We start from the raw sequence: 11,943 nt of genomic DNA on the forward strand, positions 1-11,943 counted from the left end.
GATGTAAACAGGGAGGGTGTTCTATATAAAAATTTCCATATATTTCACTATTTTCGTCCCTTTTATGTCCCTATATACTGAATTCGTATATACAAACAAACGGAGGTCACGACATGAAAAACATCGTTCCTTTTGCCTTGGCCGCATCCATAGCCACTGTATGGCCAGCTTCAGCGTTCGCCATTGAACGCAACGATCCAGCTTTAGAGCAGTATTTAAATGAAGCAGGGATCACAGTCGAAGAGCTGGAAAATTATTTGGACTATGAAGGCTATTCGCTCGATGAGTTTGACAGCGTGGACGAAATGCGCCGTGAGTTCGGCGAGCCGCTCACGGAAGAAAATTTAGCTCAGTTGCTCGCCAAACACGGATTGACCGAACAACAGCTTCGACAAATGCTCATCGACAATGGAGAAATGGAAGAGTCACAGGCCATTACTGATGTGTTTTTATTTTACAATGATCTGGAAGAATATATCGAACTGTTTAAAGATTACTCCGTTCCGATCACTGATGAAACGCTGGCCGCCTTTCTAAACGAACGCGGAATGACAAAGGAAGAGCTCATCGCCCTTCTTGATCGGCACGGCGAATCGTTGGCCGATTACCACTCGATCGGCGAGCTGAAAGATATCGTCGATTATTATCGAAATTTGACGCCGTTGACCGAAGAAACATTAAACAAATTTTTACAAGAAATTGGCATGACGAAAACGCAATTAGAAAAACTGCTGTCTAAAAACGGCGATTCGCTTGACAATTATGCGACGGTCGAGGAACTGTCGGAGACAGTCATCGACTACTTGCTTCCGGATTTAGACGAGCTTGGTTTGACGGACGCAGAGTTGGAAAAGCTCTATAACCATTTTGAATCGCTTAATATGGAAGATCCGCAATTCGCCGAGAAAATGGAAGAAATCGGCCAACGGCTTGAGGCGATCGGTGCGTACGATTTTACGAGCGTGACGGAGCTATCGCCAACGCAAATCGCTGAGATCGCCAATGTATGGACCGACCTGCTTTCCACATTTCAGCTGGAAGCGAAGTTTTATTTGACAAAAGGTGGCGAGAAAAAGCCGCTCAGCCTGTCGACGCTGCTGACAATGGAATCAGCGAACGGCTACGATTTGCTTGTTGAAATTTACAGCACCGGAGGCGAGCTGCTGGCTGATTTTGTCGTGACCGAAGAGATGTTTGCCTCCGACATATTCGATGAAATCGGCGAAGACTTGCAACAGAGCGGCCAGGCAGCGAAAATCGAAAAAGTGGTGAAACCGGCGCCGCCGAAACCGCTGAAGCGGACCGAAGCCGGAGCGAAACTGCCGAAGACGGCATCCCCGTATGCCGCTTATATGCTTTTTGGTTTGACCTTAATCGGTGCCGGCGCATTCCTTGTCCGCTTCCGCCAAGGAGCCGAGGCGAAATAAATGAACCGGAAACGGCTCGTGCGCTTTTTTGGAGCAAGCTTGATCGCAGCAGGAATCGCCGCAGTCGGCATTAGTGCTCTGAAATGGAAAAGCGGCCTGGAAGCGGTCAAGCCGCTGGCCGCTGAAACAAAGCGATCAGTGGACGCCGCACCGATTCAAATCCAGGCTCCACTCTACCCAAAGCTGCCAAAAATCGGTGAACAAATCGGCGAGCTGATCATCCCGAAGCTCAACATGAGCCTAGCGATTTACCACGGTACAGATGAAAACGAGTTGGAAAAAGGGGTCGGCCATTACGCCGGCAGTGTCCTGCCAGGAGAGGCGGACAACTGCGTGCTTTCTGGCCATCGCGACACGGTCTTCCGCCGTCTTGGCGAAGTCGGCCAAGGCGATATCTTGATCGTCCGTACGTCCGCCGGCACATTCACCTATAAAGTGCGCAAAGTGCGCATCGTCGACGCCGACGACCGGACGGTCATCGTTCCAAAGCCGAAAGCGACACTCACCGTTTCCACGTGCTATCCGTTCCGCTACGTCGGCCCTGCTCCGCAGCGGTACGTGCTCGTCGCCAACTTAATCAATGATCGCTCTTAACCTTGCAAAAAGCGAAAGGATGGCCGAAACAAGGGCCATCCTTTTTTACTTCACTTCGTACGCGGTCCAAGTCGGCTTTTTGATTTTCGCCGACAGCGAGACAATTTTCCGTTTCACTCGGGCTGCTTCCCCTCCCGCTAACGGCATCGGCTGATAATTGTTTCTTGTCGTCACCGATGAAATGCGAAATGGGATGACGCGGATTTCTTTTTTGGCCGTCCGCTTGCCGTTTTGAAAAGAGAACACTTGCTGGAAGACAAACGTATCTTTGTCGCTCGGATTTTTGTTTCCGCCGAACATAAAATTGCCGAGGCTGTAGACGATGAACTTCCCTTTATACTCCTCAATCCCTTGAATGACATGCGGATGATGACCGACGACCAAATCGGCGCCGCTGTCAATCGCAAAGCGGCCGAGCGCCTTTTGCGTGCTGTTTGGCACATAGCTTCGTTCCACTCCCCAATGGAAATGGACGAAAACGATGTCGGCTCCTTGTTTCCGAAGCGTGCGAATATCGTTGGCGATTTGCTTGCGCAACGTGCTGGTGTTGCTCCAGCCTTCGTAGCCAAGCGCTCCAACTTGAATGCCTTTGACCGTTTTCAACAGCCGGAGCGTGCGGCCGAAATAACCGATGTTTTCCTTTTTTAAACTGGCAATCGTGTCATTGTATCCTCGTTGCAAGTAATCGTATGTATGATTATTGGCCAGATTCACAGCATCAATGCCGCCATAAGTTAAGATTTTCGCATAACTCGGGTGGCCGCGAAAACGAAATTTCTTGCTTGCCTTCCGCGTCGAGGTCGTCAGCGTCGTTTCCAAATTGACGGTCGTAAAATCGTCCTTTTTGAAGATCGGCTCAATGTATTTCGTAAAATAGCGCAAGCCGTGCTTCTTCGCTTCTTCATCAAACGAATACGCATAGCCATAATTTTCATCGCGCCCGAGCGTCACATCGCCCGCCGCGCTGATGGTGATGCGCACTTCGTTCGGGTTCGGCGCCGCTTGTTTGGCAGAGGCTGACGCTATCACCATCTTATCGATCGGACTCGGCAGCGGTGGATGCTCGATTGTTTGCCCCGCCAGTTCGTTTGGCGCCGCCAGCACTTCCTTGGCTCCCCTGTTGGCAACCTGGTCGCATGAAAATAAAAACATCAACAGAACTACCATAAGCAGCACATTTTTTTCCTTAGCAAACAAGGCTAACGAGTTCATCCCCATCCCCTGTCTCTCCATTGATTTTTCTTCTCTAAACAGAGTAGCAAAAAACTAAGAACAGCAGAGCGCTTCCCTTTTTCAAAATCCATTCTTTTTCCTTGGAATTGCCCGTTGTTTCTCTAAAACATCAGCAATATACTTCTTCGACGCTCCCCTTCTATACTCCTCTTTATTCATGGATTCGCTGTTTTCTTCGATCATAAAGTTTCCGCACAATCGATGGACATAATGACAATCAAGCTTCGCGCATGGAGAAGACGACTGCTTCAACGTAGATAAGAGGATTCATTATGCATTTCGAAAACCGTAAAAAATCGTGGAATTGAAAATGAACGGAGTAGCTTGGGTGCGACCGATCTCTTCACAAATATGTTGAAAAGCTGTTTCATTAACCGGTTCATCCACCAACTGATAAATACCTTCTACAGACCGTACAACCACGAGTGCACAAGGATTGGTTTGGTATATCCTTTGCACCATCTGCTCTTTATTGGGAACCGAACTAGAAATCCACACGACATCACAACTTTGGTAGTCATATGATGTTCCATCCACCAACCTGTATAGCAACAAATGTTGCATACCATAATGCTCAGCCAAGGCTTTCCCCATCTCATATGCCTGGGGATTGGCATCTAAACAAACAACGGGAGCTCTCGTATACTGTTGAATCAATATAGCACTAAGGGGCAGTGATCCAGCTCCAACAAAGACAACAGAAGGCCATTTCCATGATCCCATCATCCTTTCAAACTGAGCCAACTCAATATGAAGCAGGTTTTCATAATGATCCCAATATATAAATTTTCTTAAACGACCGATATTGGGGCGATCCTGTATAAATTGTTTGGCATAGTCCAATTCTATCATTGTTTCGGCTAGTTTCCATTGGTTGATCATCTCTTCTCGAATCTCGACAATAGTAGGATCAGACAGAACTTCGTCCTCTAAACCTTGTTGAAAGCATTGCCCTAAACGACTTACGAGCCCACAAAGGATCTCTTTCAACATTGTAGTCCTTGAAAGCCAATCATGTCCCGCCTTGAAAATTTGATAGGCATTTCGATATTCATCAATGATTTGTTCTTTGAGCCTTATTGATTCTACAAATAACACGAATCTCACCCCATTCGCCTACCCAACTTCTATGACAACCGCAAAACGGAGAAAGAAAGCAAGGAAAATCATGACAAATAACCCTCAAATACGCCCTATGGAAAGATCATCGCTCACTATATGAACAATTTATGGAAAAAGCGTCTGCTGATAGCAACGAGGTGATTATTTACTGTCTACATAATAACAAAGCTTCCTTTCTCCTAACTCTTTTACCACCACCCAAAATGCAACAGAAAATACATTAAATTGAGTAAGATGCTTGATTAGACAGCCACAACATTGCAATCCCTCGTTTAATACTGGCATCAAATCTTGAACGCAACTCTATCTTTCGCAACTACAGATCAAGTGCATCAGTGATTCGGATCTTTAATCCATATGTCGTTAGCATTTGCCAATACGCCCACAAATCGTAACGATTACTATTTTCATTATATGCTATTTTCCTTATAATTGTAAAGTGACCAACTCTCTTCTTCGTTGTACAAATGGTATATGAATAAAGTTTGTGCAATTAAAACCTGAGTTCGACAGTTTTGAGGTCATTTTAGGCAAATGGAAATGACCAAAATGCTGTTATATCAAGGGTTTCGTAATGCGGATCCTAGGAAAAAACGCCAAATTTAATAGGCACACGATTTATTCATTTTTTCTTTTAAAAATAAAATTTATGCGTTATAATATAGGCATGTACATACGACGAGTCACACGAAAAAACAAGGATGGAACAACCGTTGCTTATCTCCAGCTTGCTCACAATGAATGGGATCCAAAGGCCAAATATGCGAAAGCGAAGGTGATTTATTCATTCGGGCGCGAAGACGAGGTGGATCGCGCCGTCTTGGAACGTCTGGCCAAAAGCATTTCGCGATTCCTTTCGCCCGAGCAAGCTTGGGAAGTCGAAAAGTTGGCAGGAGAAACTGCCGATGACTTTCAATTCCAGTCATGCAAACACCTCGGCGGCGTTTGGCTCTTGGATCAGCTCTGGAGACAACTGGGGTTGGGAGAGATTCTCCACTCCTTGTTTACCTCCCGACATCACCAGATTTCGCTGGAACGGCTGATTTTTGCCATGGTGGCCAATCGCGCCCTTCATCCGTCAAGCAAGTTGGCGATGAAGGAGTGGGTGGAGAAAGACGTGTATATCCCTCACCTTCCTCAAGCCGCCAGCCACCAGTTGTACCGGGCGATGGATGAACTGCTGGCCGTGCAGCCGGAATTGGAACGTCAAGTGTTCCATGCCGTGGCCGATTTATTGAATTTGGAAGTCGACTTGATTTACTTCGATACGACTTCGTCGTACTTCGAAGTGGATCCCTCTGAAACACCGGAAGGAGAATCGCTTCGAAAACAAGGATTCTCGAAAGACAAACGCCCAGACTTGGTTCAAATCGTCATTGGGCTGGCTGTCACCCGGGAAGGAATCCCGATTCGCGCTTGGGTATGGCCTGGCAATACCATGGACATGACGGTCATCAAACAGGTGAAACAAGACTTGATTGGCTGGAAGCTTGGACGTGTGATCAGCGTCATGGACCGCGGCTTTTCCTCTGAAGAGAATTTGCGAATCTTGCAACAGGCCGGCGGACACTACATTGTCGGCGAAAAAATGCGATCCGGCAAAGCCACCGTCGAAGAGGCCTTAAGCCGTCGCGGACGTTATCATGAAGTGGACGAGAATTTGCACATCAAAGAAATCATCGTCGGCGACGGAGAAGCGCGTCAGCGCTATGTTCTCGTGTACAATCCAAGCGAAGCCGAACGCCAACGCAAGGAGCGGGAAACGCTGCTCGAATCGCTGAAAGAAGAGTTGGAAGGGCTTCGTCAACTCCCAAACGAAGCCTATCATAAGGCGACCTGCCGGCTGCGTTCCCATCCATCCTATGGAAAATACTTACGCCAGTTGAAGGATGGAACGCTTCGCATCGACAAGCAAGCGGTTCGTGAAGCGGAAAAGTACGACGGCAAATATCTCATCCGGACATCTGACGACACCTTGTCTGCCGAAGATGTCGCCATCGGGTATAAGCAGCTGGTGGATATTGAGCAGGCCTTCCGAACATTGAAGTCTACATTGAAATTGCGACCTATGTATCATCGCTTGGAAGACCGCATTCGGGCGCATGTGCTGCTCAGTTGGCTTGCTCTCTTGTTAGTTCGGATCGTGGAGATCCGAACTCATGAATCATGGTCAAACGTAAGAGACGAATGTGAGCGTCTCATGCTTGGTCATTTTTCTTCCAAAAACGGAGACCTTTATCAACGAACCGAACTGACGGCCAAACAAGCGCAACTCTTTGCGGCTCTAGGGCTGGAGCCTCCTCCGAAGATCCTAGGCATCCATCCTCGCGCCTAGATACACGCCCAAAGTGTGCCCAAATGTCTCTCGTCCCTTTTGCCTCAAGGGGCGAGAGGCATTTTGTTTGCCTAATGACTGTCGAACTCGGGTCCCTAAATCCCTGCCTTAGAGTGTACTTTTTTACCGGCCTTTTAGGAGTGATGGCCTAGCCAAGCCATGATATAATGAGCTTGCAGGCGTTTCCTCCCCTATTTCCACATCTTGGACTCCTCACGTTTCATGGTTGAAACGCCCCGAGTGAATCCCATCTCGATAAGGAGGTTTCTTCATGGAAGAGCTGTTGCGGCAGTTAACCACACTTGTTCAAGGACTTGTCGATGACATGTCCGTCCTGAAGCAAGATATGCAAACGATGAAGCAAAAATTGGGTCAACTGGAACAACGAATGGACAAACTGGAACAACGGATGGACACATTTGAACATCGGATGGACAAACAGGAAGAAGAGCTGCGCTGGCTGAAGGAGCAGATGAAAGAAAACACGGAAATGATCAAAGCGATCCGCGACAATCAACTCGAACAGCGCAGCATTCAAGACGGCATGCGTCATGAAATCGCCAGCCTCCGCGGAGAAATGGCCGGCATTCGCGAGCAGATGGCAACAAAAGACCAGCTCTCCCGACTTCGCGAGCAAATGACGACAAAGGAAGACATCTCCCTCATTCATCAGCGGCTTGATTATCAACTTGGCCGCATCGCGAGAGTGGAGGAGGAGATTCATTTGCTGAAAACCGCCACCTAGCAATCTTTGCGGCATTGGTTGTGATTTTCAAGATTGATTGTCTAAATAATCGTTTTTCTCTGTCCATCAAGCTAGGCTAGTCCTGTTCTTTTGGCATTGGCTTCATTCTTTTGCGGCACAATCGGCATCCTTGCTTCGATAACAAGCAAAAAAAGCCGCACGGACTTCAATTCCGGCGGCTTCTTTCGTCACTGTCTATCATCTATTGAACTAATTTGCCGCCCCCTGCAACGCCTGGTTCGTTTCTTCCGCTGCTTGATTGAGCGCTTCTTGCGGATCGATGCCTTCATACAACCGTTCCATCGCTTTCACGACATGTTGCCGAGATTCAGGGAAGACGGTGATGAGCGCTCCTTGGGTGGCAGGGGTTGATTTTGTTTCATGCAGCTGGTCCACCGTCACTTTTAATTGAGGGTATTTCGTCCATTCCTCTTTGACCAGCGGCTCATCGTACGCAGCTGGGTTGATGGCGAAATAGCCTGTGCGCACATGCCACTCGGCTTGGACGGGAGCAGTCGTCAAGTATTTCATGAACTCCCACGCCGCTTTTTGTTCCTCTTCGCTGCTTCCTTTCATCATCCAAAGAGAAGCGCCGCCGATCACGACGCCTTGGCGCTCCACGCCATCCGGAACAGGCAAATACGAAACGCCAACGTCAAACGGCGAGTTGTCGATCAACGTTTTTACGCCAGCGGACGAATCCAAATACATGGCGATTTTTCCCGCTTGGAAGGCAGCGCGCATATCGTCCCAATTTTGGCCGACGTTGTAAAACGTGCCGTCTCGATACATGTCACGGATCAACTCAAATACACGTTTCCCTTCCTCTCCATTAAATACTGCTTTCGTTGCATTACCGCTCCGGCCATTGTTGTTGTTCACATATAGCCCGCCTTGTACGGCCACCATTTCTTCAAAAAACCAGCCGTAGTTCAAAATCGAGAATCCGTACCGTTCGGTTTCCTTCCCTTTTTTCTTTGTCAGCTTTTTCGCCGCTTCTTTCAACTCGCTGTAGGTCAGCGGCGGCTTTTCCGGATCAAGCCCGGCTTCGCGGAACGCATCTTTATTATAAATTAACACAGGGGTTGACGAGTTAAATGGCATCGAGTAAATTCGCCCGTTCACGGTATAATAATTGACAATGTTTTTCTCCCATTGCGAAACATCATACTTGTCTTTATCGATCCACGTTTGCACCGGAACAATCTTTCCGCTGTCGATCATATGCTTTGTCCCGACTTCAAACGTCTGCATGATCGTCGGCGCATCTTTGGTCCCCGCTACCGCGTTCCATTTCGTCAGCGCTTCTTCATATGTGCCTTGAAACACCGGCTTTACCTCAATATCCGGATGGGTTTGGTTAAAATCCACCACAAGATCATTCAACACCGGCTCCAAATCCCCGCTCATCGAGTGCCAAAATACAACTTCGGTTTTGCCTCCCGCCGCTTGGCCAGCATCTTCACTTGAACATCCCGCAGCAAGCCCAACAAGCGCTAAGAACAAGAAACCAGCCAAAACCTTTCTCATCTTATTTCTCCTCCCCGCTATTGAATCGCTCCTTGCATAAGCCCCTTGCGCAACTGCTTCTGTCCGGCAAACAACAGCAACAATGTCGGCAGCATCGCTATGATGGCTGCTGCCATGACGACGCCCCAGCTGCTGGCGATCTCTTGCGTCTGCAGTTGCTTGAGCCCGATCTGCACAGTGCGGACGCGGTCATCATTTGTGACAAGCAACGGCCATAAATACATATTCCAAGCGTCTAAAAAACTGTAAACGGCCAGCGTCACCAAACTCGTTTTCGAAAGTGGCAGCACGACGCGGCAAAAAAAGCGGAAATTCCCGATGCCAGACAACTGTGCCGCCTCGTACAGCTCGTGCGGAATTTGCTTAAATTGCTGACGCAATAAAAAAATGCCAAACGCCATCGCCCAAAACGGCACGATGAGTCCTACGTAATGGTTTGTCCAGCCAAGCGCTTGGATTGTTAAAAAGTTTGGGATCACAGTCGCTTCCCACGGAACGAGCATTGTTGCGATGCAAATATAAAACCACCGATCCCGGCCTGGAAAGCGAAGAAACACAAAGGCAAAAGCAGCCAAGCTCGAAACGATGAGGCGCCCCAATGTAATCACCGAAGCAACGAGAAAGCTGTTCCATAAATAACGCCCGAGGGGTGCTTGCCTAAACGCATCCTCATAATTCGCCCATGTCCATTCCTCAGGCCATAAGCGTCCCGCTAAAATAGCGGCCCCATCCATAAAACTCATCAGAAGAGCATAAGCCATTGGAAACAAGATCACAGCCGAACATAGGCATAATAACGCATAATGAACGGCTGTCCGCACCGCTCTCATTGGTAGTGCACCTTCCTCTCGGCAAACCGAAACTGCAAAAAAGTGACTAGAGCGATGATCAGAAAGAGCAAAATGGCTTGCGCGCTCGCGGACCCGAACTGATAATTGACGAACGCTTCCCGGTAAATCGCATAAACGAACACATTCGTGGCCTCGACCGGCCCGCCTTTCGTTAAAAAGTCAATCTGCCCAAATGTTTGCAACGCTTGAATGAGCGAAACGGTCGTGACAAAAAACAATGTCGGCGACAACAGCGGCACGGTCACCATCCACAACCGACGCCAATAGCTCATTCCAGCGATGCGCGCGCTTTCGTACAAGGATGGATCGATGTTTTGCAGACCGGCCAGCAACAATAAAAAGGTCAGCCCGATGTTCATCCAGATCGTCGCCGCCGCCACCGCATACAATGCCGTGTCCGGGTCAAGGAGCCATGAAGCAGGAACCCCGCCGATCGCAGACAACAAACGATTGATGATCCCGATCGCTGGATTGTACATAAACATCCAAATCACCGAAGCCACTCCTACGCTCATCCCCATCGTAGAAGCAAAAATCGTCCGGAAGATCCCAATTCCTTTCCGCGTTTCATGAACGAGCAACGCCAAACCGAACGAAACAGCGACCGTCGTCGGGACAGTGAGCACCGCAAACAGAATCGTCGCCTTCAAACTATGCCAAAACGAAGCATCTTGAAGCAGGGCGACAAAATGCGCCAAACCAGCAAATTCCGTCGGCCGCCCTTGATAATCAGTGTGAAACACGCTTAAATACATCGTCCTCCCCAACGGATAAAAGAGAAACACGCCAAATAGAAGGAGCGAAGGAAAAAGATACAGCATTCCCTCCAACCACGATTTCATCGCGGCCTGACGCGCTGCCCGCTTCGTCCGGACCGACCATGGCGCCGGCGGAAAGACCGGCGAAACGCGCTCATTCATTGGCCAATCCACACCTCCTCCCGTTTGATGAGCGGCGGCCCGATCCGTTCCCCGCGTTCATCGAAAAAGAGCAGCGCCCGCTCATCAAACGCCAATGACACCACTTCCCCCAGCCTGATGTTCCATTGCCCGTTCCACCGCGCTGTCCAATGAAGATTTTTCGCCAACTCAAACGTCACTAACGTTTCATTGCCAAGCCACTCGATATGGCTGACTTTGGCCGCCGTATGTTCTTCTCCGGATTCCGCTCGATGAATATGTTCCGGCCGGAGTCCTACAATCACCCGTTCAGCCTTCGGCAAGGGACGGCGCATGAGGCGGACGGGCCGTTCGTTTTGCAATAAGAGCGAATGTTCCAGCACATGCGCTTCCGCTAAATTCATCGGCGGTGTTCCAATAAATGAAGCGACAAACGTGTTATCCGGACGATTGTATACATCGAGCGGACTTCCGATTTGCTGCGGACGGCCGTCACACAAAATCATCATCCGATCAGCCATTGTCATCGCTTCCGTTTGATCGTGAGTGACATAAATAACGGTCATGCCGAGCTGACGCTGCAAACGGCGGAGCTCACTCCGCATTTTCGCCCTCAGTTTGGCATCTAAATTGGAGAGCGGCTCATCCATTAAACAAAGCGGCGTTCTCGCCACGATCGCCCGCCCTAAGGCGACGCGCTGACGCTGCCCCCCTGACAATTCCCGCGGCTTCCGTTGCAACACATCAGTCAGCCCGAGCATTTCCGCCGCTTCCATGCAACGTTTCACTTGTTCTTCTTTCGGCACTTTTTGCGCCTGCAAAACAATTCGCATATTTTGCTCCACCGTCAAATGCGGATATAACGCGTAGTTCTGAAAGACCATCGATAACCCGCGGGCATGAGGAGGCCAATCGTTCGCCACTTGCCCATCGATCAACACATATCCCGATGTCAGCGGCTCAAGGCCAGCGATCAGCCGCAAAATCGTGCTTTTGCCGCATCCCGATGGGCCGACAAGAACAAAAAACTCTCCTGATTCAATCGCGACATTCACATTCTCGACCGCCCTCTTTTTGCCTCCATACGATTTCGTCACCTCCACCAGTTCAAGAAACGCCATCCGCTTCTCTCCCCCTTTCCTCTTGTCTATTCCATCGTAATCCATTTTTGTAAATACTGTCTGAATTTGTTTTTTGATTTATGTAC

The 11,943-nt window shown here is 49.0% G+C and carries 10 protein-coding genes; 4 read left to right on the forward strand and 6 right to left on the reverse strand.

Translation table 11 applies throughout. The features are described from left to right. The first annotated feature begins 113 nt into the window (after positions 1-113). Together BRO54_RS17380 and BRO54_RS17385 are read left to right on the forward strand one after the other, a co-directional pair. Positions 114-1,427: a processed acidic surface protein gene (locus tag BRO54_RS17380; protein WP_074044741.1), complete on the forward strand. Its 1,314-nt coding sequence runs from the start codon at positions 114-116 to the stop codon at positions 1,425-1,427. Further along, entirely contained in the window at positions 1,428-2,021 is a 594-nt protein-coding gene (locus tag BRO54_RS17385; protein WP_011231489.1) for a class D sortase, read from the forward strand. A gap of 45 nt (positions 2,022-2,066) precedes the next feature. On the opposite strand, the gene BRO54_RS17390 is transcribed toward BRO54_RS17385, so the two are convergent. Both BRO54_RS17390 and BRO54_RS17395 read right to left on the reverse strand, forming a co-directional pair. Continuing rightward, entirely contained in the window at positions 2,067-3,233 is a 1,167-nt protein-coding gene (locus BRO54_RS17390) for a CapA family protein (RefSeq protein WP_074044748.1), read from the reverse strand. Positions 3,234-3,524: 291 nt separating this feature from the next. Beyond that, positions 3,525-4,352 carry a nicotianamine synthase family protein gene (locus BRO54_RS17395; protein WP_074044742.1) on the reverse strand — a complete coding sequence of 276 codons (828 nt, stop codon included), beginning with the start codon at positions 4,350-4,352 and terminating at the stop codon, positions 3,525-3,527. A 691-nt stretch (positions 4,353-5,043) separates the two neighbouring features. Between BRO54_RS17395 and BRO54_RS17400 the strand changes: the two genes are divergently transcribed. Both BRO54_RS17400 and BRO54_RS17405 read left to right on the forward strand, forming a co-directional pair. Further along, on the forward strand, positions 5,044-6,711 hold the full coding sequence (locus tag BRO54_RS17400) for an IS1634 family transposase (protein WP_074044749.1): 1,668 nt from the start codon (positions 5,044-5,046) through the stop codon (positions 6,709-6,711). Positions 6,712-6,982: 271 nt separating this feature from the next. Beyond that, positions 6,983-7,456, forward strand: coding sequence for a hypothetical protein (locus BRO54_RS17405; RefSeq protein WP_074044743.1), 474 nt, complete (start codon positions 6,983-6,985; stop codon positions 7,454-7,456). Between the two features lie 210 nt (positions 7,457-7,666). Here the strand turns inward: BRO54_RS17405 and BRO54_RS17410 are convergent, their stop codons facing one another. The 4 genes from BRO54_RS17410 to BRO54_RS17425 are packed head-to-tail and all read right to left on the reverse strand — an operon-like array spanning position 7,667 to position 11,857. Continuing rightward, a complete protein-coding gene (locus BRO54_RS17410; RefSeq protein ID WP_074044744.1) occupies positions 7,667-8,986 on the reverse strand; it encodes an ABC transporter substrate-binding protein in 1,320 nt (439 codons plus the stop codon). A gap of 17 nt (positions 8,987-9,003) precedes the next feature. After that, the gene (locus tag BRO54_RS17415; protein WP_074044745.1) at positions 9,004-9,816 is read right to left on the reverse strand and encodes a carbohydrate ABC transporter permease; all 813 of its coding nucleotides are present in this window, start codon (positions 9,814-9,816) and stop codon (positions 9,004-9,006) included. Then, positions 9,813-10,757, reverse strand: a complete 945-nt coding sequence (locus tag BRO54_RS17420) for a carbohydrate ABC transporter permease (protein WP_074044746.1) — start codon at positions 10,755-10,757, stop codon at positions 9,813-9,815. The genes BRO54_RS17415 and BRO54_RS17420 overlap by 4 nt, the downstream gene beginning before the upstream one ends. Beyond that, positions 10,754-11,857, reverse strand: coding sequence for an ABC transporter ATP-binding protein (locus tag BRO54_RS17425; RefSeq protein WP_074044747.1), 1,104 nt, complete (start codon positions 11,855-11,857; stop codon positions 10,754-10,756). Before BRO54_RS17425 ends, BRO54_RS17420 begins: the two co-directional genes overlap by 4 nt. Between the last annotated feature and the right edge of the window lie 86 nt (positions 11,858-11,943).

The organism is Geobacillus proteiniphilus, assembly GCF_001908025.1.
GTDB lineage: Bacteria > Bacillota > Bacilli > Bacillales > Anoxybacillaceae > Geobacillus > Geobacillus proteiniphilus.

Coding starts and splice junctions, on each gene's coding strand:
- BRO54_RS17380 (WP_074044741.1), top strand. CDS start 114: ATGAAAAACATCGTTCCTTTTGCCTTGGCCGCATCCATAGCCACTGTA.
- BRO54_RS17385 (WP_011231489.1), top strand. CDS start 1,428: ATGAACCGGAAACGGCTCGTGCGCTTTTTTGGAGCAAGCTTGATCGCA.
- BRO54_RS17390 (WP_074044748.1), bottom strand. CDS start 3,233: ATGAACTCGTTAGCCTTGTTTGCTAAGGAAAAAAATGTGCTGCTTATG.
- BRO54_RS17400 (WP_074044749.1), top strand. CDS start 5,044: ATGTACATACGACGAGTCACACGAAAAAACAAGGATGGAACAACCGTT.
- BRO54_RS17405 (WP_074044743.1), top strand. CDS start 6,983: ATGGAAGAGCTGTTGCGGCAGTTAACCACACTTGTTCAAGGACTTGTC.
- BRO54_RS17410 (WP_074044744.1), bottom strand. CDS start 8,986: ATGAGAAAGGTTTTGGCTGGTTTCTTGTTCTTAGCGCTTGTTGGGCTT.
- BRO54_RS17415 (WP_074044745.1), bottom strand. CDS start 9,816: ATGAGAGCGGTGCGGACAGCCGTTCATTATGCGTTATTATGCCTATGT.
- BRO54_RS17420 (WP_074044746.1), bottom strand. CDS start 10,757: ATGAATGAGCGCGTTTCGCCGGTCTTTCCGCCGGCGCCATGGTCGGTC.
- BRO54_RS17425 (WP_074044747.1), bottom strand. CDS start 11,857: ATGGCGTTTCTTGAACTGGTGGAGGTGACGAAATCGTATGGAGGCAAA.